Origin of the sequence: Bordetella sp. BOR01, assembly GCF_019218885.1 — a bacterium.
Taxonomy (GTDB): Bacteria; Pseudomonadota; Gammaproteobacteria; order Burkholderiales; family Burkholderiaceae_B; genus Bordetella_A.
Map to the genome: position 1 here is coordinate 1,256,988 of NZ_JAHUWT010000002.1, position 22,802 is coordinate 1,279,789.

Here is a 22,802-nt window from a genome sequence, read left to right on the forward strand (position 1 = left end):
CTGGCAGCGCTGCACGGCACGCTACACAGAGCGCGTGATGCCGCCATCGATGCGGATGTTCTGCCCCGTGATATAGCCCGACTTGTCCGATGCCAGGAAGGCGATCAGTTCGGCGACTTCGTCGGAACGGCCGTAGCGGCCCATGGGGATGCGCTCGCGGCGGTCGCCTTTTTCGGGCAGGCTGTCGATGAAGCCGGGCAGCACGTTGTTCATGCGGACGTTGTCGGCCGCGAATTCATCGGAAAAAACCTTGGTGAACGCTGCCAGGCCGGCGCGGAACACGCCGGACGTGGGAAACAGCGCTTCGGGTTCGAAGGTGGCATAGGTAGAGATATTGACGATCGAGCCGGCGCGCTGCCGGCGCATGATCGGCGCCACCAGCCGCGTGATGCGCACCACGTTCAACAGGTAGTACTCCATGCCAAGCTGCCAGTCGGCATCGGGGATGTCCAGCAGCTTGCCTTTGGGGCCATGCCCCGCGCTGTTGACCACGGCATCGATGCGGCCCCAGCGCTGCATGGCGCTGTCGACCAGCCGGGCGATGTCGTCGGGCACCAGGTTCGAGCCGGTGACGCCCAGGCCGCCCAGCTCGCCCGCCAGTGCCTCGCCCTTGCCCGACGACGACAGGATGGCGATGCGAAAGCCGTCTTCGGCCAGTTTGCGCGCCGCGGCGGCGCCCATGCCGCTGCCGCCGGCGGTGATCAGTGCGACTTTGTCGGTGGACATGTTCGTGTTCCTTTGCAGTAAGGCGGCGGCCCCGGGCGCGCCTGCCGCATCATCATAAACCCGCCGTCACGGCGTCTTGCCGGCGGCCGGCTTGCCCGCCCGGCGCCTGGCCGGCCGGCCGCTGCCCGCGGTGATGCCGGCCGACGCCGTCACGATGGCGGCCACCGCGGCCCACTGCATCAGCGTCAGGGCCTCGCCCAGGAACAGCAGCCCCGACAGGGCCGCGAACACGGGTTCCAGGCTGAGCAGGGTGCCGAAGATGCGCACCGGCATGCGTGCCAGCACGGTGATTTCCAGGGCGTAGGGCAGCGAACTGGACAGCACCGCCACGCCGATGGCCAGGGGCAGCAGGTCGAATGAGAACAGGGCCGGCCCGGCCTGTGCCAGGCCGAAAGGCAGCACGGCCAGGGCCGCCACCGAGGCGGCCAGGGCGACGGTTTGCGTGCCGTGGCGCACGCCCGCGCTGCGCCCGAACACGATATACAGCGCCCAGCACAGGCCGGCGGCCAGCGCGTAGGCCATGCCGGCCGGGTCCAGCGTATGCACGTCGGCACCATGGGGCACCAGCAGCAGCAGGCCGGCCGCCGCCAGGGCGATCCAGGCAAAGTCGGCCAGCCGGCGTGACGACAGCAGCGCCACCGCCAGCGGCCCGGTGAATTCCAGCGCCACCGCAATGCCCAGCGGGATGGTGCGCAGCGACATGTAGAACAGCAGGTTCATGGCGCCCAGCGACAGGCCGTACGCCACCACCAGGCGCCAGGCCGACGCCGGCATGCGGATGCGCCAGGGCCGGAAATAGGCCAGCAGCATCACGGCCGAGAACAGCAGGCGCAGCGCCGCCGTGCCTTGCGCGCCCACGGCCGGAAACAGGCTCTTGGCCAGGGCGGCGCCGCCTTGCATGGACACCATGGCAATCACCAGCAACAAGACGGGGTACAGCGGCGACGAAGACGAGGCGGGCGTGGACATACTGCGCGACGGCCGGCCGTGGATGGCCGGCGGTGGGTGCCATTCTACGGTACCCGTGCGGGCAGGCCCGCGGCGGGCGCGGCCAATTGCAGTCCGGCACGGGCAGGAGTAGGCTTTCGACCCTGTTACCGGACCCCTGCCATGAATGCCTCTCTTCCTTCCGCGTCAGATACTGCGCCCAAGCCGCCGCCCCCCACCCCGTGGGCCTTGTTCACCGGGTTTTTCTGGCTGGGGCTGAGCGCCTTCGGCGGCGCCTTGCCGCTGGCCCGCCACATGGTGGTCGAGAAGAACCGCTGGCTGTCTTCCGAAGACTTCACCGAGCTGCTGGGCCTGTGCCAGTTCCTGCCCGGCGGCAACATCATCAACATGTCGGTCGCGCTGGGCATGAAGTTCCGCGGCCCCAAGGGGGCCTTCGCGGCCATCATGGGGCTGATCGCCGCGCCGTCGGTGATCGTGATCTCGCTGGGCGTGGTGTACCAGCGCTACGCCGACGATCCGCGCATCCAGCACTTGTTCGCGGGCCTGGCCGCGGCGGCGGCCGGGCTGCTGATCTCGATGGCCGTGAAGATCGCCCGGCCGCTGCGCGGCAAGTGGGGGGCCATTGCCGTGGCGGTGGCCTGCTTCGTATGCATTGCCGTGCTGCGCCTGCCCCTGCTGCCCACCATGCTGGTACTGACACCCATCAGCATCTTCGTCACCTGGAGGCTGATGCGATGAGCACCGTGCTGGTCTCGCTGTTCCTGATTTTCACGCAGCTGTCGCTGCTGGCATTCGGCGGCGGCAATACCATCCTGCCCGAGATGCAGCGGCAGGTAGTCGAAATACACCAATGGATGTCCGACGCCGATTTCAGCGCGCTGTTCGCGCTAAGCCAGGCCGCGCCCGGGCCCAACCTGATGATCGTGACCCTGGTGGGCTGGCACGTGGCCGGCTGGCAGGGCGCGCTGATCACTTCGATTGCCAAATTCGGCCCCTCGTCCTTGCTGACCGCCGTGGCCCTGGGCCTGTGGGAACGCTTCAAAGACAAACCCTGGCGCCGCGTGGTGCAGGCCGGCATTTTCCCGATGACGGCGGGGCTGATGGCGGCCAGCGCATCGTTGATCACCGAAGCGTCGGTGCATAACTGGATGCTGGCGGCCATCGCGGTGCTGGTCGCCGCGGTCACGGTATTCACGCGCGTCCATCCGCTGTGGATGCTGGCGGCCGGCGCGCTGATCGGGCTGAGCGGCATCGGGCAGCCCTGAGGCTGCCCGGCCGCGCCCGGCCAGGCGCGGCGCATGGCCTACTCGATATAGTTCTTGGTGCTGTACAGGTCCACCGGCAGGCGGTTCAGCTCCGGCAGGCCGCTGGCATTCCTGGCCTGCATGTCGATGTAGGTCTGCAGCACGTCGGCGTCCAGCACGCCGATATCCTGCCGGCGCTCGGCGGGCACCTTGGCCAGCGTGGCATAGCCGTCGCCGCCCGTGGCATTGAAGCTCAGCACGAACAGCCTGTAGGTGCGGGCCGGATCCAGTGGCTGCCAGTTGCTGGCGGCCGCATCCCACACTTCGGCGTTGGACACGCGGCTGCCCACCGGCTGCAGGCTGTCCACGTCGAAGCGCAAGCCGCCGGTGTAGGGGTACGGGCCGGTGGTGCCGGTCGGGCCGTACACGCCTTGCAAACCATCTTCCAGCATGCTGCGCACTTCGGTGCCGGTCACGTCCAGGCGCCACAGCATGTTGCCGAACGGCAGCACCTCGATCACATTGGCTGCGGTCACGTTGCCTTGCAACGGGATGCGCACGCCGCCGCCGCTTTGCAGCGTGATGTCGGCGCCGCCGTACTGCGCGTTGGCCACTTCCAGGTAGGCCTGTGCCACCAGTTGCTGGATATCGCCGCCGCGCGCATCGACGCTGCCCTCGGCGTTGCACGCCGCACTGGAGCGGCCGTAGTCGACCGAACCGGGGCCGCCCGGCACGCGGCGCGAGCACAGCTCTTGCGGCACCGATGCCACTACGCTGCGGCTGTAGGTGTCGACCTGGTCTTTGTACGGCTGCAGCACCGCGACGGCGGCGTCGTCGGGCGCCTGCACGCGCAGGAAACCGCTGGCGGCGATATCGGCTTGCATGGCGGCCTGGTCAGCCGGGTTGGGGGCCGTGCCGCCCACGGTCAGCGTGTCGCCGATCAGCACGTGCGGCGTCCCCGAACATTGCGTGACGTCGCCGTTGGCGTCGAAGCTGACCTTCAGTTCGCCCACCACCTGCGAGTATTCCCATGCCTGCACCAGGCACACGCGCTTGCCGTCCTTGTCGGTCAACTGGGTGGGGTAGGGGCCGGCCGGCGTGCCCACGCCGTAGTCCGACAGCGAATCGGGGCCGACCAGGCTGTGCGAATCACCGCCCACCACGATGTCCACGCCGCTCAGGCCGGCGATGACCCGCTTGTCGTAGCTGTAGCCGATATGGCTCATCAGGATGATCTTGTTGACGCCCTGGGCGCGCAGCGCATCGATCTGCGCCTGCGCGGCCTCGGTCTCGTCCGAGAACACGGTGCCGGGATCCGGGCTGGACGATTGCTGCGTCTTGTTGGCGATCGTCAGGCCGATCAGGCCGATAGACTGGCCGTCGCGCTGCAGGGTAATCGAGGGCTGGACCCAGCCTGGCGCGCGCGCAGGGCTCAGCGGCGAGGCATCGGCGAACGTGACGTTGGCGCTCAGCACCGGCGTCTTGCAGTCGCCCGCGTGCAGGAACTCGATGAAGCGATGCAGGCCGCTGTCGCCCTTGTCGAATTCATGGTTGCCCGCCGTCATGGCGTCGAAGCACACCGTGTTCATCATGGCCGCGTCGGCCTCGCCGGCTTCGCCGGCACGATTGAAATACAGCGTGCCGGTCATCGCGTCGCCGGCATGCAGCTTGAGCACATTGGCCGACTGTTGGGCCATCGCATCGATGGCGGCGGTGACACGGGGAAAGCCGCCCGCGTCCACGCTGACTTCGGTCGTGGTTCCGGCGGCGTTTTTCAGCTGAAGCGTCTTGGCCTTGCTGTCCAGGTTCGAATGATGGTCGTTGACGTGCAGGATGGTCAGGTCCATGGGCCGGCTGGCCACGGGCGGGGGCAGCGCATCATCGTCGTCATCGCTGCCGCTGCCGCACCCCGCCAGCAGGGCAAGCCCGCCCATCATCAATACCGTCGTATGTTTCTTCCAGCTGTTCATGGCGCCGCGTGCCTCGGGTTTTGGAAGCCGAATGATTAGGCAGGCAGATGACGGCGCGATGAATGCGCGATGAACGCATGATGAATGCGTGTAACGAAGGAACGCGGCGAACGCGGGGCAATGCCGCCGCGTGTGGCGGCGGCAGCGGGAAAAGGGATTTCAGCGAGGGGCTCAACCGGCCGCGGCCAGCCGCCAGAGCGTGGTGATCTCGGCGGCGCGCGCGGCGTGCAGGGGATCGCCGGCATCGGACACGCGGGGATGCAAGGGGCGCGCGTCCAGGCGGCCGATGACGCGCAGGCCTGCGCCGGAGATCCACGCCGACAGTTCATCCGGGGCGCGCAGCCCCAGGTGTTCGGCGAGGTCGGACATGATCAGCCAGCCTTCGCCCTGCGGCGCCAGGTGGCTGGCCAGGCCTTGCAGGAAGCCGCGCAGCATGCGGCTGTCGGGATCGTAGATGGCGTATTCCACCGGCGCGCTGGGCCGTGCCGGCAGCCAGGGCGGGTTGCACACGACCAGCGGCGCCCGCCCATCGGGAAACAAGTCCGCCTGCACCACGTCCACCTGCGCCTGCAGGTCCAGCCGTGCCAGGTTCTCGCGCGCGCAGGCCAGGGCACGCGGGTCCTGGTCGGTGGCAACGACATGCGGCACGCCGCGTCGCGCCAGCACCGCCGCCAGCACGCCGGTACCGGTGCCGATGTCGTAGGCCAGGGCGGGTTGCCCGCCCGGCAAGGGGGCACGCGCCACCAGCTCGATGTATTCGCCACGCACCGGCGAGAACACGCCGTAGTGCGGATGGATGCGGCCGTCCAGGGCGGCAATGGGCACGCCTTTCTTGCGCCATTCATGCGCCCCGATCACGCCCTGCAGTTCGCGCAGCGAGACCAGGTAGGGGCCGGACGCCGGGCCGTATGCCTCCAGGCAGGCCTGCCGGGCATCGGGCGCGCGGCGCAGGGCAATGCCATGGTCGGCATCGATGGCCAGCAGCAAGCTGCCCAGCAGCCGCGCCCGCTGCGACTGGGCCTGCCGATGCCGGTTGAAGGCATCCAGCAGGCTGTCGGCCGCCTTGCGCGGCTTCTTGTCGATGCGCCGCCCCAGCGCCTGCAGCAACTGCCGTGCATTATGGAAATCGCCGCGCCATAACAGGTGCGTGCCCGCACAGATCAGCCGATAGGCAACATCGGCAGGCATTCGGTCGTCGGCAACCTCAATACGGGTGGGAGGCGGTGCACCAGATTCCGAGCGCCACAAGGCGTTGTGGGCTTGACCGGATTCGGTCCAATGGACGGGGGGCAAAGAAGACATGTAGGCGATTGGAAGCGGATAGCTCGCAATGTAGCAGCTTCCGGTTGGAGCCGATGCTTGTTCTCATGACGTCGTCGAGGCGGCTGGGGTTCTTACGTTTTTGGGCATGCTGTCTGAAAAGAAGAAAAGCGTACAGGGCCGGCCCTGCACGATGTTCTTCTTCAACCAGGCCGTTGGCCAGGCATGCAAAAACCCAGCTGTCCCTGGCGATGTAGGGATGTTGAATCCATTGCGAGTCGTGGCGGGGTGGCGTGGCCGCCGTGGCGCCTCGGGGCCGGGCCGGGCGCGCAGGGCGCCCGACGGCACCGTGAAGCCAAGGCGGCCACGCCACCCCGCCACGACGCCACAAGAAACCAAACCACCACTTCAAAACAACACAGCCGTCTTGACCAACGTAGTCCAGATCCCCCAAGCCAACGGCACCCCCACGCATGTCCAGGCGAAGACTACCAAGGCCAGCGGCGTCTTGAAGGTCGAGCTTGATTCGCCGTGCACTTCGGCGGCCACGGCCCGTTCGTGGGCCAGCGCCTTTTCGTGCGCCAGTTCTTCTTCGCTCATGAAGTACTTGGGGTTCACCGGCCGGATCGCCAGGTTGCACAGGAAGCCCACCACCAGCATCCCGGCCAGGATATACATGGTGATGTCATAGACCTGGGCGCGCGGCACGCCGATGGAAAGCTGGTATTCGCGGATGTAGTTCACCAGCACCGGCCCGAAGATGCCGGCCGCCGACCAGGCCGTCAGGATGCGGCCATGGATGGCGCCCACCATTTGCGTGCCGAACAAGTCGGCCAGGTAGGCGGGTACCGTCGAGAAGCCGCCGCCGTACATCGAGATGATGATGCAGAACGCGCCCACGAACAGCGCCAGCGCGCCCAGGTGCGCCGACCACGGCACCGATGAATACAGCACGAAGCCCAGCACCAGGAAGGTGAAGTAGGTCATCTTGCGGCCCAGCTTGTCCGACAGGCTGGCCCAGAAGAAGCGCCCGCCGATGTTGAACAGGCTGAGCAGGCCGGTAAAGCCCGCGGCGGTGGCAGCGATGGCGGCCAACTGGGTCTTGTCGAGCTGGCCGTACAGCAGTTCGGGCTGCCCGATCAGCGTGCCGCCGAACACTTCCTGCAGCAGCGGCGAAGCCATGCCGATGATGCCGATGCCGGCGGTCACGTTCAGGCACAGCACCCACCACACCAGCCAGAACTGGGGGATGCCCCATACGCGCTTTACGTGCACGTGGCCCTTGGTGATCATGGCGTTGTTGGCGTGCTTGACCGGTTCGGTCCAGCCCTCGGGCTTCCAGCCGGTGGGCGGGATGCGGTAGCCCAGGGCGCCCGACACCATGAAGATGACGTAGATGATGGCCATCGTCAGGAACGCCTGCCACACGCCCAGGCCGGCCGGGGTGGCGAAGTGGCGCATCAGCATGTCGGCCAGCGGCGCGCCGATCATGGCGCCGCCGCCAAAGCCCATGATGGCCATGCCCGTGGCCATGCCGCGCCGGTCGGGAAACCACTTGATCAGCGTGCTGACCGGCGAGATATATCCCAGCCCCAGGCCGATGCCGCCGATCACGCCCGAGCCCAGCCACATCATCCACATCTGGTGCAGGTGGATGCCCATGGCCGAGATCACCAGGCCGCCGCACCAGCAAATGGCGGCCACGATGCCGGCCTTGCGCGGGCCGGCGCGTTCCAGCCAGCCGCCCCATAGCGCGGCGGCGCAGCCCAGCAGCACGAAGAACAGGGTGTACATCCAGCCCATGGTCGAGATGCGCCAGTTGCACTGGGTGGTGAACAGTTCGGCCAGCACGCTCATGTCGGCCGCGCAGGTGGCCGTGCCGGCGCCCAGCGACCTGGACAGGGGCAGCCAGAATACCGAGAAGCCATAGGCCATGCCGATGCATAAATGAATGGCCAGCGCCGCCGGCGGCACCAGCCAGCGATTGAAGCCGGAACCGGCGATCGTACGTTCCTTGTCCAGGAATCCCGGCTTGGAGCCGGGCAAATCCAATGTAGCGGCGTTACTCATGCTGTCTCCTCAGGGCGGCGCACTGGCCGGAATGGGCGCTCGCGGGTCGTCCGCGGCTGCCTCTATTGACGCTGCGATACGTGTTGTGGTTGTGGTCGGGGATGGGTTTCAGGCTGGCTGGGCAGGGGTAAGCCGCGCGCGATGGCGGGTTACCGACTCCAGCACGATTTCGTGCAGCCGCACATCGCCGGCCTGTCCGTCGGCATGCTGGCTCAGGAAGTCCAGCAGCGCCGTGCGCATGCGGGGCTCCCAGGATTTCTGGATATGGTTGGCCACGCCTTCCAGCGCTTCTTCACGGTCGGGCAGGGCCTCGAAGAAATCGCCGATGCGGTTGGCCATGCGGATCAGGTTGGAAATTTCCATGGCGATCAGGGTTGGATGCGTTCAGGATGCGAATAGATGGCGGCGTCGGCATTGCGTACGAAACCCAGCAAGGCCACGTTGGTGTTCTGGGCCACGCGGATCGCCAGCGCCGTGGGCGCCGACACGGCCGCCAGGATGCCGATGCCGGCGGCCGCGCATTTTTGCACCATTTCAAAACTGGCGCGGCTCGATACCAGCACCATGCCGTCGTGCCGCGCGATGGGCAGGCGCGCCAGGGCGCCCACCAGCTTGTCCAGTGCGTTGTGGCGGCCCACGTCTTCGCGCACCAGCTGCACTTGCCCGTCGGCGTCGGCCCAGGCCGCCGCATGCGTGGCCCCGGTGATGTCGTGCAGCGCCTGGCTGCCCCGCATGGCGCGCATGGCGCGCAGCACGGCCGGCAACGGCACCGCCGGTGCATCGGCCACCGTGGCCACCTGACGCAAGACTTCGGACAGGGTTTCCACGCCGCACAGGCCGCAGCCGGTGCGGCCGGCCATGGCGCGGCGGCGTGTCTTCAGGCGCGCCGCGCAGGCACTGGATATTTCCACCTGCACCACGATGCCGTTGAACTGCGGCACGACCTCGATGCCGCGCACGTCGGCGGGCCTGTCGACGATGCCTTCGGTCAGCGAGAAACCCAGCGCGAAATCTTCCAGGTCGGCCGGCGTGGCCAGCATGGTGGCGTGGCTGATGCCGTTGTATTCCAGCGCCACCGGGGTTTCCTCGGCCACGCGGTCGATCTGCGCGGCCGCGCCGACCGTGCCGCCGCGCACGCGCAGCACGGCGGTGTCGGCGCAATCGGCGCGGCTGGGCGCGGGACGGTACATGCGGTCCATGGCGGATGTCCCGGGCTTATTTGCCGCTGAGCGTGGCCTCGGCTTCACGGGCACGCTCGCGCAGCAGTTTCTGTTGCACATCCGAGAAGCGCGACCATTGCCGCTGCCATTCCGACGGCTGCGACACGCGCATCACCTGCACCGCCGTCACCTTGTATTCGGGGCAGTTGGTGGCCCAGTCGGAACTGTCGGTGGTGACCACGTTGGCGCCCGATTCGGGGAAGTGGAACGTGGTGTACACCACGCCCGGCTGCACGCGGTCGGTCAGGGTGGCGCGCAGGACGGTCTCGCCGGCGCGGCTTTGCACGCCCACCCAGTCGCCTTCGGATACGCCGCGGTCTTCGGCGTCTTGCGGGTGCATCTCGAGCACGTCTTCGCTGTGCCAGGCCGTGTTGGCCGTGCGGCGGGTCTGCGCGCCCACGTTGTACTGCGACAGGATCCGCCCGGTGGTCAGCAAGAGCGGGAACTTGCGGGTGCTGCGTTCATCCGAGGGCACGTACTTGGTGATCATGAATTTCCCCTTGCCGCGTACGAATTCGTCGATGTGCATGATGGGCGTGCCGTCTGGCGCGGCATCGTTGCAGGGCCATTGCAGGCTGCCCATGCGGTCGAGCTTGGCGTAGGACACGCCGCTGAAAGTCGGCGTCAGGCGCGCGATCTCGTCCATGATCTCGCCGGGGTGGCGGTAGTTCATCGGATAGCCCAGCGCGTTCGACAGGGCGGCGGTCACTTCCCAGTCGGACATGCCGTTGCGGGGCTCCATGACTTTGCGCACGCGCGAGATGCGGCGCTCGGCATTGGTGAACGTGCCGTCCTTTTCCAGGAACGACGAACCGGGCAGGAACACATGCGCGTACTTGGCGGTCTCGTTCAGGAACAGGTCTTGCACCACGATGCATTCCATGGCGGCCAGCGAGGCCGCCACATGCTGGGTGTTGGGGTCGGACTGCACGATGTCCTCGCCCTGGCAGTACAGGCCCCTGAAACTGCCGGCCAGGGCCGCCTCGAACATATTGGGAATCCGCAGGCCCGGCTCGGGCTGCAGGGTCACGCCCCAGTCGGCCTCGAATTGGGCCCGCACGGTGGAATCGGACACATGGCGATAGCCCGGCAGTTCATGCGGGAACGAACCCATGTCGCACGAGCCCTGCACGTTGTTCTGGCCGCGCATGGGGTTCACGCCCACGCCTTCGCGCCCGACGTTGCCGGTGGCCATGGCCAGGTTGGCGATGGCCATCACCGCAGTGGATCCTTGGCTGTGCTCGGTGACGCCCAGGCCGTAGTAGATGGAGCCGTTGCCGCCGGTGGCATACAGGCGGGCGGCGCCGCGCACGTGCGCGGCCGGCACGCCGGTGACGGCCTCGGTGGCCTCGGGCGAGTTTTCCGGGCGCGCCACGAAATCGCGCCACTCGTTGAACGCCTTGGCCTCGCAGCGTTCGGCGACGAAGTCTTCGTCCACCAGCCGTTCGGTGACGATGACGTGCGCCAGCGCGCTCAGCAGCGACACATTGGTGCCCGGGCGCACCGGCAGGTGATAGTCGGCCTTGATGTGCGGCGAATCCACCAGTTCGATGCGGCGCGGGTCGATGACGATCAGCCGCGCGCCCTGGCGCAGCCGGCGTTTCATGCGCGAGGCGAATACCGGGTGGGCGCTGCTGGGGTTGGCGCCCATCAGGATGATCACGTCCGTGTGCATGACCGAATCGAAGGTCTGCGTGCCGGCCGATTCGCCCAGGGTCTGCTTCAGGCCGTAGCCGGTGGGCGAATGGCACACCCGCGCGCAGGTATCGACGTTATTGGTGCCGAACGCGGCGCGCACCAGTTTCTGCACCAGCCAGGTTTCTTCGTTGGTGCAGCGCGAAGACGTGATGCCGCCGATGGCATCGCGCCCGTGCTCAGCCTGGATGCGACGGAACTCGGACGCGGCATAGTCTATGGCTTCCTGCCACGACACTTCGCGCCACGGGTCGGTGATCTGCTGGCGGATCATGGGCTTGAGCACGCGCTCTTTGTGCGTGGCGTAGCCCCAGGCAAAGCGGCCCTTCACGCAGGCATGGCCGCGGTTGGCCTGGCCGTCTTTCCAGGGCACCATGCGCACCACTTCCTGGCCCTTCATTTCGGCCTTGAAACCGCAGCCCACCCCGCAATAGGCGCAGGTAGTGACCACCGAGTGCTCGGCCTGTCCCATCATGATGACGGTCTTTTCCTGCAGGGTCGAGGTCGGACAGGCCTGCACGCAGGCGCCGCACGACACGCATTCGCTGTCCAGGAAGGACTGGTCCTGCCCGGCGGACACGCGCGAGCCGAAGCCCTTGCCCGAGATGGTCAACGCGAACGTGCCCTGGGTTTCTTCGCAGGCGCGCACGCAGCGGTTGCACACGATGCACTTGGACGGGTCGTACGAGAAGTACGGATTCGAGGCGTCGGTCTGGTCGTTCAGGTGGTTGGCGCCGTCAAAGCCGTAGCGCACGCCGCGCAGGCCCACCACGCCCGCCATGTCCTGCAGTTCGCAGTCGCCGTTGGCGGGGCAGGTAAGGCAGTCCAGCGGGTGATCGGAAATGTACAGTTCCATGACGCCGCGCCGCAGTTCGTGCAGCTTGGGCGTTTCGGTGGCCACCACCATGCCGTCTTCGGCCGGGGTGGTGCACGATGCGGGATAGCCGCGCCGGCCGTCGATCTGCACCAGGCACAGGCGGCACGAGCCGAAGGCCTCGAGGCTGTCGGTGGCGCACAGCTTGGGGATGTTGATGCCGGCTTCGGCCGCGGCGCGCATCACCGAGGTGCCTTCGGGCACCGATATCGATTGGCCATCGATGGTCAGGGTGACGAGTTTTTCGGATACGCGGGCCGGCGTGCCCAGGTCGCGGTCGCGCTTGATGACGGTTTCGAGCATGGCGGGTCTCGTTCTGATCAGGCCGGGTGCGCGGCCGCTTGCGCGGCCACCCCGAAGTCTTCAGGGAAGTGGTTCAACGCGGACAGCACCGGATACGGCGTCATGCCGCCCAGCGCGCACAGCGATCCGCCCAGCATGGTGTCGCACAGGTCGCGCAGCAGGTGCACCTGTTGTTCATGCTGCGCGCCGCGCGCGGCGATCTTGTCCAGCGTCTCGACCCCGCGCACGGCGCCGATGCGGCAGGGCGTGCACTTGCCACAGGATTCCACCGCGCAGAATTCCATGGCGTAGCGCGCCATGCGGGCCATGTCGACGCTGTCGTCGAAGGCCACGATGCCGCCATGGCCCACCATGGCCGAGATGGCGGCGTAGGCTTCGTAGTCCAGCGGCACGTCCCATTGCGATTCGGGCAGGTAGGCGCCCAGCGGGCCGCCCACTTGCACGGCCCGCAGCGGCCGGCCCGATGCGCTGCCGCCGCCGAAGTCGTAGAGCAGCTCGCGCAGGGTCAGGCCGAAGGCGGCCTCGACCAGGCCGCCTTGCTTCAGGTTGCCGGCCAGTTGGAAGGGCAGCGTGCCCTGCGAGCGGCCCACGCCGTAGTCGCGGTAATAGGCAGCCCCGCGCGCCAGGATGATGGGTACCGAGGCCAGCGAGATGACGTTGTTGATGACGGTGGGCTTGCCGAACAAGCCGGTGATGGCCGGCAGCGGGGGCTTGGCGCGCACCACGCCGCGCTTGCCTTCCAGGCTTTCCAGCAGCGAGGTTTCTTCGCCGCAGATATAGGCGCCGGCGCCCTTGCGCACTTCCAGGTCGAAGCCTCGGCCGCTGCCCTGGATATCGCCGCCCAGCCAGCCGGCGCGGCGGGCGCGCGCAATGGCTTCGTCAAGCGCGGCGATGGCGTGGGGGTATTCCGAGCGCACATAGATATACCCATAGGTGGCGCCGACGGCCAGCCCGGCAATGGCCATGCCCTCGATCAGCACGTACGGGTCGCCTTCCATCAGCAGGCGGTCGGAATAGGTGCCCGAATCGCCTTCGTCGGCGTTGCAGACGATGTATTTCTGCTCGGCCGGCGTGGTCAGCACGGTTTTCCACTTGATGCCGGTGGGAAACGCCGCGCCGCCGCGCCCGCGCAGTCCCGATGCGGTGACTTCGTCGACGATCTGCTGCGGCGTCATGGCCAGCGCACGCTGCAGGCCCTGCAGCCCGCCGTGCGCCAGGTAGTCGCCGGTGCACAGCGGGTCGGTGATGCCCACCCGTGCGAAGGTCAGGCGCTGCTGCTTTTTCAGGTACGGGATGTCTTCGGTCGGGCCCAGGCACAGCGCGTGTTCGCCGCCTTGCAGCCAGCCGGCCTGGAACAGGCCGGGCACGTCTTCGGGCTGCACCGGCCCGTAGGCGATACGCCCGGCGGGCGTTGCCACTTCGGCCAGCGGTTCCAGCCATAGCAGGCCGCGCGAGCCATTGCGCACCAGGCGCACGGCCAGGCCGCGGCGGGCCGCTTCGTGTTCGATGGCCTGCGCCACCGCGTCGGCATCCATGGCCAGGGCCGCGGCATCGCGCGGTAGATAAACGGTGACCGGGGCGTTCATGGCTGGCCCTCGTCGGATTGCGTGGCGCGGTCCAGCAGGCGGCCGAGCTTGTCGGGGGTGACGCGCGCATGCGGCTGGCCGTCCAGCATCACGGCGGGCGACTGGGCGCACAGACCCAGGCAATAGACGGGTTCGAGCGTGAATGCGCCATCGGCCGTGGTGCCGTGGAAGTCGCAGCCCAGCGCCTGGCGCGCGTGGTCGGCCAGGCGATCGCCACCCATGGCCTGACAGGATTCGGCGCGGCACACTTCCAGCACATGGCGGCCGGCTGGTTCGGTGCGCAAATGCGGGTAGAAGGTCAGTACGCCATGCACTTCGGCGCGCGACAGGTTCAGGGCCTCGGCGATGGCGGGCACCGCGTCGGCCGGAATACAGCCCAGTTCATCTTGCACGGCGTGCAGAATGGGCAGCAGTGCGCCCGGCTGGTCTTGCAGGCGCGCCGCGGCACGGGCGGCCACGGCGATCGCCGCGGAATCCGATTGGCGTGCGGCCGACAGGGCCAGGGCGCCCCCGCGGGCGCCGCCGCTGCCGGGCGGATTTTGCTTTGCCTGTGAGGTCGGCATGGCAGTCTCCTGGCGGCGGCCCCGGACATGGCGGGGCGCGCCTGGTTGTCTTGTTGCGGGTCGGCGAGCTTGGTAATATGCTATTTAAAACATATTAAAGCGCCGAATTCGCTCGATGCGCGTACTCTAAACGCCTATTTGGCCGGGCTCAATAGGAAATTAATGACATATAAGTTCCGCATTGGCCTGCGGCCCCAATGGCTGCTGGAGGGCGATGCCAACCAGCCCGGGCAGCCGCTGCATGACATGCTGTCGCTGCTGTCGGCCATCGACGCCACCGGCAATATCACGGGCGCCTGCCGCGCCTGCGGCCTGTCGTACCGGCATGCCTGGGGCGTACTGCGGCGCTTCGAAGACCTGTTCGGCACGCAGTTGCTGATCACCCGGCGCCGCCAGGGCACCGAGCTGTCGCCGTTCGCGCAGCGCCTGTTGTGGGCCAACCGCCGCATCGAGGCGCGCCTGATGCCCACGCTGGAAAGCCTGGCGTCCGAATTGCAGGAAGAACTGGAAAAACTGCTGCCCGAGACCATCCCGCACCTGCGGCTGCACGCCAGCCACGGCTTCGCGGTCGAGGCCCTGATGCAGCACATGAGCCACCACCCGCCCGGGCTGGAATTGCGCTATCGCACAGCCATCGAGGCGCTGGCGTCTCTGGAACGCCACGAGTGCGACCTGGCGGGCTTCCAGGTACCCAGCGGCCCCTTCGAGGCGCCCATCATGGGGCGCTACGCCCAGTGGCTGGCGCCCGACGATTACCTGCTGATCCACCTGGCGGTGCGCAACACCGGCCTGTTCGTGGTGCCGGGCAATCCCAAGCGCATTGTCGGCATGGCCGACCTGGCGCGGCCCGACGTGCGTTTCGTGAACCGGCAGATCGGGTCCAGCACCCGCTACCTGGTCGGGCTGATGCTCGAGCAGGCCGGGGTGTCGATCAGCGACGTGCAAGGCTATGAAACCAACGAGTTCACCCACATGGCGATCGCCGCGCACATTGCCAGCGGCATGGCCGATACGGGCGTGGGGGTCGAGACGGCGGCCTGGCGCTTCGGCCTGGATTTCATTCCGCTGGTGCGCGAACGCTATTTTTTCGCCATCCGCCGTACCTCGCTGGACACGCCCGCCATGCAGGAATTGCTGGGCATCATGCGGGGCCGCGAATACCTTTCTTATGTCAGCCAGCTGGTGGGCTACGACGCCACCGACACGGGCAAGCTGCAAACCTTGCAAGAGGCCTTTGGCTGATCATGCCCGGGCAACGTTATTGCGCGATATGATGTCCCGATGAGCAAAGTCATTTTCCTGGCCGACCGTTCCGCGCCGCGCGCCGAGCAACTGCCGCGGGCGTCTTTGCCGCCCGCGGGGCAACCCGCGCTGGACACGCGCGCGCGGCCCATGCGCGACCTGCGCATCTCGGTCACCGACCGCTGCAACTTCCGCTGCACCTACTGCATGCCGCGCGAAGTGTTCGACGGCAACTACGCCTTCATGCCGCAGTCGGCGCTGTTGTCGTTCGAAGAAATCACCCGCCTGGCCGGCCTGTTCGCGCAACTGGGGGTCGAGAAAATCCGCCTGACCGGCGGCGAGCCGCTGCTGCGCAAGAACATCGAGTCCCTGGTTGCCATGCTGGCCGAACTGCGCACGCCGGCCGGCCATCCGCTGGAACTGACGCTTACCACCAACGGCACGCTGCTGCACCGCAAGGCGGCCGCGCTGAAGCAGGCAGGCCTGACGCGCGTCACGGTCAGCCTGGATGCGCTCGACGCCGACATGTTCGCGCGCCTGAGCGACAGCACCTTCACCCCCGACGACGTGTTGCGCGGCATCGACGCCGCGGCCGACGCCGGCCTGGCGCCCGTCAAGATCAACATGGTGGTGCGCCGCGGCTTGAACGACAGCCAGATCCTGCCCATGGCGCAGCGCTTTCGCCATACCGGCCACGTGCTGCGTTTCATCGAATACATGGACGTGGGCACCACCAACGGCTGGAACCTGCAAGAAGTCGTGCCCAGCCGCGAAGTGCTGCGCCTGGTCGGCGCCGCACATCCGCTGCAGGCGCTGGAAACGGAAACCATGGGCCGGGTGGCCGAACGCTGGGCCTATGCCGACGGCGGCGGCGAAATCGGCGTGATCTCCAGCGTTACCCACGCCTTCTGCGGCGGCTGTACGCGCATGCGCCTGTCGCCGGAAGGCAAGGTCTTCCTGTGCCTGTTCGCCTCGCAAGGCTACGACCTGCGCGACCTGCTGCGCGGCGCCGCCGACGACGAACACATCGCCCGTACCGTGGCAGGCATCTGGGCGCAACGCGACGACCACTATTCCGAACAGCGCGGACTAGGCGTGCCCATGCCCGCGCAGGGCGACCGCAAAGTCGAAATGAGTTATATCGGCGGATAAACCCGCTACTGGTCCTGCCAGCTCTGCCAGGCTGCCAGGTGTCTGACTCCCCGTAGGGGTGTCAGACACCGACATGTAGCGAGACTTTCTGTCCACAGCGGTGTCAGGCACCCTGACGGGAGCCAGACACCTGGCAAAACCCGGCACCCGAACCCGGCGGCGGTGCCTGTGTCAGGCCAACCAATGCGCCAGGTCGTAGTAGGGCACTACATCTCCGTCTTGCACGGCTACGCCTGCGGGTAGCCGCGCCAAGCCGGTCGCCCACGGCATCGAACTGATCACCGATGAGTCCTGGTTGGGATAGGGCACCAGTTCAGGCGGCTTGCCCGTCTCTTGATGCCACTGCACCCGCAGGAATTCTTCCCGGCTGTCCTGCCGCGGCCGTTCCGTGCGCAACGGCGCCTCACCGACGGCCGGAAACAGCACGGCCCGCCCTTGCATGCGCCGCACCAGCGGCGAGACCAGCATGGCGTACACCGCATACACCGATACCGGATTGCCCGGCAGGCACACCACCGGCTTGCCCTCGATATGCGCCAGCGCCACCGGCTTGCCCGGCTTCATCCGCACCTTCCACAGCGCCAGCTTGCCGCCCAGCGATTCCAGCACCGGCTTGACCAGGTCTTTCTCGCCCACCGACACCCCACCTATGCTCAGCAGCAGGTCGCAGTCGGCCAGGATGGTGCGCACCGCCGCGCGCAGGTCGGGCTCGTTGTCGCGTGCGTGCAGCACATGCACCGCGTGCGCGCCGGCTTTCTGCACCAGGGCCGCCAGCATCAGGCCATTGCAGTTGTAGATCTGTTGCGCCGCGCGCTCGGCGCCAGGCGGCACCAGTTCGTCGCCGGTGGTCAGGATGCCGATGCGCAGCCGGTCGTAGACCTGCACGTGCGTCAGCCCCTGCGAGGCCAGCAGCGCGATGTGCGCCGCTTCGAGCAGCGTGCCGCGTGCCAGCAGCGGCTGGCCGGCGCTGGTGTCCATGCCGCGCTTGCGCACGAATTCGCCGGCCGCCGGTGCTTGCAGGATGTACACCTGCCCATCGGCCTCGCGGGTGTTTTCCTGGATGACTACCGTGTCGGCGCCCTGCGGGATCAGGCTGCCCGTGAACAGGCGGGTGGCCTGGCCCGGCAGCTGCGGCTGCGGCATGTCGCCCGCGTAGCAGCGCTGCTGGATGGGCAGGCCGGCCTCGGGCTGGTAGTCGGCATGACGGATGGCGTAGCCATCCATGGCGCTGTTGTCGGCCGGCGGCAAGTCCAGCGTGGCCGACATGTCCACGGCCAGCACCCGCCCGATCGCGTCGGCCAGCGTTACCAGTTGCAGGCGGTCGAGGGGTTTGGCGGCTTGCGCCAGCAGCGCCTGGGCGCGGTCGAAATCGAGCAGTTCGTCTTTCATTCGGATTCGGTGTTACGGAACAGGGTCGCGAAATTGCAGGGCTGGTGCATGCTGTCGAGCTGTTCGCGCAGGATGTGCGTCCAGGCTGTCTGGCAAGCATTGTTGGAGCCGGGCAGGCAGAAGATCAGGGTATGGTTGGCCATGCCCGCCAGGGCGCGCGACTGGATCGCGGAACTGCCGATCTCGGCAAACGAGACTTGGCGGAACAGGGCCTCGAAACCGGTGATCTCGCGGTCGAGCAGGGGCAGCACGGCTTCGGGCACCCCATGGTCGTGGCCGAAGCCGGTGCCGCCCGATGTCAGGATGACCTGGATGTCCGGGTCGGCGATCCAGTCGCTGAGCACGCGGCGGATCTGGTACAGGTTGCTCTTGACGATGTCGCGCCGTACGCAGTTATGCCCGGCGTGGGCCAGGCTTTCGGCCAGCAGGTTGCCCGACGTGTCGTCGCCGGCGGTGCGCGTATCGCTGATGGTGAGTACGGCGCAGGCCAGCGATATTTTCTTCTCCAGCGCTTTCATGTGGGTTCCTTGGGGGTGTTGCCCGCATCCCAGGATTCGGTGCGTTCGTGGTCGGCATCGCGTTGCTCGACCCAGAAACTGCCGCCGCCGGACAGGGTTTCGCGTTTCCAGAAGGGTGCACGGGTTTTCAGGGCGTCGATCATGTATTCGCAGCCGCGGAACGCATCGCCGCGGTGCGCGCTGGCCGCCGCCACGAACACGATTTGCGCGCTGCGCGACAGCGCGCCCACCCGGTGGGCGATGACCGTGCCGGCCAGGTTCCAGCGCCGGCGCGCCGTGCCGGCGATTTCGTCCAGCTCGCGTTCGCACATGCCCGGATAGTGCTCGAGATACAGGGTCTCGGTGGCCTGGCCGGGCGCGAAGTCGCGCACATAGCCCGTGAAGGTGACAATGGCGCCGGCCTCGGCGCCCACTTCTTCGCGCAGGCGTGCCAGCAGGGCCGCGCTGTCGAAGTCGGCTTCCTGAACGATGATCATGGCGTTCAGCCTCCGGTGACCGGCTCGAAGATGGCCACTTCGTCGCCTGGCCGGATCGGCGCCGACGGCTTGGCATGGGTCTGGTTGATGGCCAGCTTCAGGCGCGCGGCCGGTTCGAGCTGCGGGTAGCGTGCCTGCAGCGCGTCGAGCAACTGGGCGCCGGTGGCCGGTTCGGCCAGCGGCCAGGCTTCGTCGCGCTTGCCGACCAGCTCGGCCACGCGGGCGAAGTACAGCAGGTTAATTGTTGCGCCACTCACCGCTTTTGCCTCCTGCCTTGTATTCAAGGCGTACTTGTTCAATGACGATGCCTTTGTCGGCCGCCTTGCACATGTCGTAGATGGTAAGGGCGGCCACGCTGGCCGCCATCATGGCTTCCATTTCGACGCCGGTCTTGTATTGGGTGCGGCAGGTGGTGCGTACCTCGACCGTGTGGGTGTCGTCATGCAGGGCGAATTCGACACCCACGAACGCCAGCGGCAGGCTGTGGCACAGGGGAATCAGTTCGGCGCAGCGCTTGGCGGCCAGCACGGCCGCCACGCGCGCCGTGTTCAGGACTTCGCCCTTGCCCTGGCCGGGCTGGGTCAGCAGGCCATAGGCGTGGGCGTTCATGCGCACGGCGCCGCGCGCGATGGCGATGCGGTCGCTGTCGGATTTCGCACCGACGTCGACCATGCGGATCTGGCCGGATTCGTCCAGGTGGCTAAGGGCGGGGGAAGACGAAGACATGGGATACAGGGCTATCAAATATTGAACCGGGGCGGGCGATGCGCGGACTGTAATCGCCTCGCTCGCACCCTATGATAGACGAGCTGTGCCGGGGGCGCGACCAAGGCGCCGATCCTGGTTCATATCGTATGCCGATGGCGCCGAAAATATAGATATCGCGATCGGATCGTTCGGCCGGAAGCGGCGCGGCGCTAGGATGGGCAAATGCTGATAGACAGCGCCCGGTGCGCTTGATCCCATGCGAACCTCATTCGTTTTATCCAGGGTCCCGGCCCGGCCGGCCTTTCTCCCCCGCGATTTTGCGCGCTTTCCGTCGCGTGCACTGGCCAGAGCCCAGCGCCTGCTCAAAGAACAGCGCGACATGGAAGCGGCCTTGCGGCGCATACTCGCCGTCTCGGCAACCGATTTCCTGGCGCCCGCCAAAAAGCGCGAACATCCATGCGCCGCCAACTGAAGCTGGGTGCGTTCATGCGTCCGGTCAGCATCCATACCGGCGCATGGCGGTATCCGGGCGCCCTGCAAGACGCCAATTTCAATTTCCCGGCATTGAAGCGCTATGCCCAGGATCTGGAACGCGCGCGCTTCGATGCATTCTTCATGGCGGATCACCTGGCCTTGCTGAATATGCCGATCGAAGCCTTGAAGCGCAGCCATACCGCGACCTCGTTCGAGCCTTTCACGCTGCTGTCCGCGCTCAGCCAGGCGACGCAACACATAGGCCTGGTGGCCACCGCATCGACCACGTTCGACGAGCCTTTTCACGTGGCGCGCCGCTTTGCGTCGCTCGACCATTTAAGCCAGGGCAGGGCCGGTTGGAACATCGTGACCACCTCGAATCCGGACGCTGCCCGCAATTTCGGCCGTGAAGAGCATATGGACCACGCCGCACGTTATGCGCGGGCCCGGGAGTTCTATGACGTGGTGACTGGTCTATGGGACAGTTGGGCCGACGACGCGTTTGTCCGGGATGCCGGCCAGGGCCTGTATTTCGATCCGGACCGACTGCACACGCTGGCCCACCGGGGCGAACATTTCTCTGTGCGAGGGCCGTTGCATATTGCCCGGCCCGTGCAGGGCTGGCCGGTGATCGTGCAGGCAGGCGCCTCGGAACCCGGCCGGCAATTGGCTGCCGAGACCGCCGAGCTGGTATTCACCGCGGTTACCTCGCTTAGCGCGGGTTGCGCTTTCTATGCCGATATCAAGGACAGGATGCGTCGTATCGGCCGTCAGCCGGATCATTTGAAGATATTGCCTGGTGCACTGGTCGTGGTGGGCGAAACGCTGGAGCAGGCCCGCGATATCCACGCCAAGCTGGATAGCCTGGTGCATGAAGCCAGCGCCATTGCGTCGTTGTCGATCACGCTGGGACACGATGCCTCCAGGTTCGAGCTGGACGCGCCCCTGCCGCCGGTTCCGGAAAGCAATGCGAGCAAGAGCGGCCGCCAGCGAGCCATCGACCTGGCGCGCGCCGAGAATCTGACGGTCAGGCAACTGGCGCGGCGCATGGGTGGATATGGCGGCCTGGCCTTCGTCGGCACGCCGGCTTCCATCGCCGACGACATGCAAGAGTGGCTGGAGAGCCAGGCCTGCGATGGATTCAACGTCATGTTTCCCTGGCTGCCGGGTGGCCTGGATGCGTTCGTGCAGGGCGTCGTGCCCGAGCTCCAGCGGCGCGGCATTTTCCGCCGCGAGTACGAAGGCGCGACGCTACGGGAAAACCTGGGGCTGCCGCGTCCGGGGAACCGGTTTTTCCAGTCCTGATGGCTAGGCGGCGCTCACCGCCGCCTAGCGTTGGGGATGAGGGGCGGCCGCCGGCTCAGTAGGTCTCGAACATGCGCCGCAAGTCATCGGCGCGCCCTGTGCTGGCCAGCCCCAGGGCCAGCAGGATGCGCGCCTTCTGCGGGCTGAAGTCTTCGCCGCCGATGAAGCCGGTATCGTTCAGATAGCGGCGCCGCGCCACGCGCCCGGCGCCCGCGCGCGAACATTGCACGACGGCGATGCCCGCGCGTGCGGCCGCTTCCAGCGCCGGCAGTTCGCCGCGCGCCGGGATGCCGGGCGCCAGGCCGGCCGACACCAGGCCGCGCGCGCCGTGGTCGATGGCAGCCTGGATCAGTACGCTGTCGGCACCGGCATAGGAATAAACAATGTCCACGCGCGGCAGTACCGTGTCGTCGGGCAAGCCGGCGAATTCGCAATCGGGTGCATGCGGGCGGTCGGGCCGCCGGTAGTAGTGCAGGCCGTCCGGGTCGACGATGCCCAGCGCGCCGAAATCCGCCGAGCGGAACGTCTGCAGCCGCAGCGTGGACGTCTTGACGACATCGCGCGCGGCATGGATTTCGTCGTTCAGCACCACCAGCACGCCGCGTCCACGCGATTCGGCGGCAGCGGCCACGCGCAAGGCCTGCACCAGGTTCATGGGGGCGTCCGATCCCACGGCGCTCAGCGGACGCTGGGCCCCCACCAGGACGACAGGTTGCGCAATGTCCAGTGTCAGGTTCAGGAAGAACGCGGTTTCTTCCAGGGTGGCCGTGCCGTGCACGATGACGAAGCCCGCCAGGTCGGGGTGGGTGCGCGCCATGGCGCGGATGACGGCCCGCAGGGCGAACCAGTCGGCCGGCGTCAGGGCGGTGCTGCCCACCGACTTGAACGCAACGGGCTCGACCTGGGCCACCAGGCTGGCCTCGGGAATGCGGGCCAGCATCTCGCGCGCGTCGATCTTGCTGCCATGTTCCGGATAGTCCATCAGGTCCAGCGATGACGTGCCCAATGAAGACATGGTGCCGCCGCAGCCGATCAGGGCAACCCGGGGTAGTGCCGATGTAGAGGACATCTGTGCTTCC

21 protein-coding genes are annotated in these 22,802 nt (G+C 67.3%); 5 read left to right on the forward strand and 16 right to left on the reverse strand.

The features are described from left to right. Positions 1 to 21: 21 nt before the first annotated feature. Positions 22 to 726, reverse strand: a complete 705-nt coding sequence (locus tag KW845_RS13720; protein ID WP_218369767.1) for an SDR family oxidoreductase — start codon at positions 724 to 726, stop codon at positions 22 to 24. 66 nt (positions 727 to 792) lie between these two features. After that, the gene (locus tag KW845_RS13725) at positions 793 to 1,635 is read right to left on the reverse strand and encodes an EamA family transporter (RefSeq protein WP_218370030.1); all 843 of its coding nucleotides are present in this window, start codon (positions 1,633 to 1,635) and stop codon (positions 793 to 795) included. Between the two features lie 201 nt (positions 1,636 to 1,836). Here KW845_RS13725 and KW845_RS13730 point away from each other — a divergent pair, with 201 nt between their 5' ends. Together KW845_RS13730 and KW845_RS13735 are read left to right on the forward strand one after the other, a co-directional pair. Then, positions 1,837 to 2,412, forward strand: a complete 576-nt coding sequence (locus KW845_RS13730; RefSeq protein ID WP_218369768.1) for a chromate transporter — start codon at positions 1,837 to 1,839, stop codon at positions 2,410 to 2,412. Beyond that, positions 2,409 to 2,939 carry a chromate transporter gene (locus KW845_RS13735; RefSeq protein WP_218369769.1) on the forward strand — a complete coding sequence of 177 codons (531 nt, stop codon included), beginning with the start codon at positions 2,409 to 2,411 and terminating at the stop codon, positions 2,937 to 2,939. The genes KW845_RS13730 and KW845_RS13735 overlap by 4 nt, the downstream gene beginning before the upstream one ends. A gap of 38 nt (positions 2,940 to 2,977) precedes the next feature. Here KW845_RS13735 and KW845_RS13740 read toward each other — a convergent pair whose 3' ends face one another. The 8 genes from KW845_RS13740 to KW845_RS13775 all read right to left on the reverse strand — a co-directional run bounded on the left by KW845_RS13740 (position 2,978) and on the right by KW845_RS13775 (position 14,459). Beyond that, positions 2,978 to 4,888 carry a bifunctional UDP-sugar hydrolase/5'-nucleotidase gene (locus tag KW845_RS13740; RefSeq protein ID WP_218369770.1) on the reverse strand — a complete coding sequence of 637 codons (1,911 nt, stop codon included), beginning with the start codon at positions 4,886 to 4,888 and terminating at the stop codon, positions 2,978 to 2,980. 171 nt (positions 4,889 to 5,059) lie between these two features. Next, entirely contained in the window at positions 5,060 to 6,190 is a 1,131-nt protein-coding gene (locus KW845_RS13745; protein ID WP_218369771.1) for a class I SAM-dependent methyltransferase, read from the reverse strand. A 366-nt stretch (positions 6,191 to 6,556) separates the two neighbouring features. Further along, positions 6,557 to 8,218 carry an OFA family MFS transporter gene (locus KW845_RS13750; protein ID WP_218369772.1) on the reverse strand — a complete coding sequence of 554 codons (1,662 nt, stop codon included), beginning with the start codon at positions 8,216 to 8,218 and terminating at the stop codon, positions 6,557 to 6,559. Between the two features lie 108 nt (positions 8,219 to 8,326). Next, positions 8,327 to 8,581: a formate dehydrogenase subunit delta gene (locus KW845_RS13755; RefSeq protein ID WP_218369773.1), complete on the reverse strand. Its 255-nt coding sequence runs from the start codon at positions 8,579 to 8,581 to the stop codon at positions 8,327 to 8,329. Positions 8,582 to 8,586: 5 nt separating this feature from the next. Next, positions 8,587 to 9,417 carry a formate dehydrogenase accessory sulfurtransferase FdhD gene (gene fdhD, locus KW845_RS13760; protein WP_218369774.1) on the reverse strand — a complete coding sequence of 277 codons (831 nt, stop codon included), beginning with the start codon at positions 9,415 to 9,417 and terminating at the stop codon, positions 8,587 to 8,589. Between the two features lie 16 nt (positions 9,418 to 9,433). Further along, entirely contained in the window at positions 9,434 to 12,310 is a 2,877-nt protein-coding gene (fdhF, locus tag KW845_RS13765) for a formate dehydrogenase subunit alpha (RefSeq protein ID WP_218369775.1), read from the reverse strand. A gap of 17 nt (positions 12,311 to 12,327) precedes the next feature. Then, positions 12,328 to 13,896, reverse strand: coding sequence for an NADH-quinone oxidoreductase subunit NuoF (locus KW845_RS13770; RefSeq protein WP_218369776.1), 1,569 nt, complete (start codon positions 13,894 to 13,896; stop codon positions 12,328 to 12,330). Further along, a complete protein-coding gene (locus KW845_RS13775) occupies positions 13,893 to 14,459 on the reverse strand; it encodes a formate dehydrogenase subunit gamma (protein ID WP_218369777.1) in 567 nt (188 codons plus the stop codon). Before KW845_RS13775 ends, KW845_RS13770 begins: the two co-directional genes overlap by 4 nt. A 162-nt stretch (positions 14,460 to 14,621) precedes the next feature. On the opposite strand from KW845_RS13775, the gene KW845_RS13780 reads away from it, so the two are divergent. Both KW845_RS13780 and moaA read left to right on the forward strand, forming a co-directional pair. Beyond that, positions 14,622 to 15,701, forward strand: coding sequence for a substrate-binding domain-containing protein (locus tag KW845_RS13780; RefSeq protein WP_218369778.1), 1,080 nt, complete (start codon positions 14,622 to 14,624; stop codon positions 15,699 to 15,701). 39 nt (positions 15,702 to 15,740) lie between these two features. Beyond that, entirely contained in the window at positions 15,741 to 16,853 is a 1,113-nt protein-coding gene (gene moaA / locus KW845_RS13785) for a GTP 3',8-cyclase MoaA (protein ID WP_218369779.1), read from the forward strand. 171 nt (positions 16,854 to 17,024) lie between these two features. Here moaA and glp read toward each other — a convergent pair whose 3' ends face one another. Genes glp through moaC form a run of 5 tightly spaced genes read right to left on the reverse strand, consistent with a single transcriptional unit; the run spans position 17,025 to position 19,962 of the window. After that, positions 17,025 to 18,230, reverse strand: a complete 1,206-nt coding sequence (gene glp, locus KW845_RS13790; RefSeq protein WP_218370031.1) for a gephyrin-like molybdotransferase Glp — start codon at positions 18,228 to 18,230, stop codon at positions 17,025 to 17,027. A gap of 8 nt (positions 18,231 to 18,238) precedes the next feature. After that, positions 18,239 to 18,760: a molybdenum cofactor biosynthesis protein B gene (gene moaB / locus KW845_RS13795; RefSeq protein ID WP_218369780.1), complete on the reverse strand. Its 522-nt coding sequence runs from the start codon at positions 18,758 to 18,760 to the stop codon at positions 18,239 to 18,241. Continuing rightward, positions 18,757 to 19,245, reverse strand: a complete 489-nt coding sequence (locus tag KW845_RS13800; RefSeq protein ID WP_255592671.1) for a molybdenum cofactor biosynthesis protein MoaE — start codon at positions 19,243 to 19,245, stop codon at positions 18,757 to 18,759. Before KW845_RS13800 ends, moaB begins: the two co-directional genes overlap by 4 nt. Then, the gene (locus KW845_RS13805; RefSeq protein WP_218369782.1) at positions 19,242 to 19,493 is read right to left on the reverse strand and encodes a MoaD/ThiS family protein; all 252 of its coding nucleotides are present in this window, start codon (positions 19,491 to 19,493) and stop codon (positions 19,242 to 19,244) included. Before KW845_RS13805 ends, KW845_RS13800 begins: the two co-directional genes overlap by 4 nt. Continuing rightward, positions 19,474 to 19,962 (reverse strand): cyclic pyranopterin monophosphate synthase MoaC, encoded by a 489-nt coding sequence (moaC, locus tag KW845_RS13810; protein ID WP_218369783.1) that lies wholly within the window; start codon positions 19,960 to 19,962, stop codon positions 19,474 to 19,476. Before moaC ends, KW845_RS13805 begins: the two co-directional genes overlap by 20 nt. A 438-nt stretch (positions 19,963 to 20,400) precedes the next feature. On the opposite strand from moaC, the gene KW845_RS13815 reads away from it, so the two are divergent. Further along, positions 20,401 to 21,723, forward strand: coding sequence for an LLM class flavin-dependent oxidoreductase (locus tag KW845_RS13815; protein WP_218369784.1), 1,323 nt, complete (start codon positions 20,401 to 20,403; stop codon positions 21,721 to 21,723). A gap of 55 nt (positions 21,724 to 21,778) precedes the next feature. Here the strand turns inward: KW845_RS13815 and KW845_RS13820 are convergent, their stop codons facing one another. Next, on the reverse strand, positions 21,779 to 22,792 hold the full coding sequence (locus tag KW845_RS13820) for an asparaginase (RefSeq protein ID WP_218369785.1): 1,014 nt from the start codon (positions 22,790 to 22,792) through the stop codon (positions 21,779 to 21,781). Between the last annotated feature and the right edge of the window lie 10 nt (positions 22,793 to 22,802).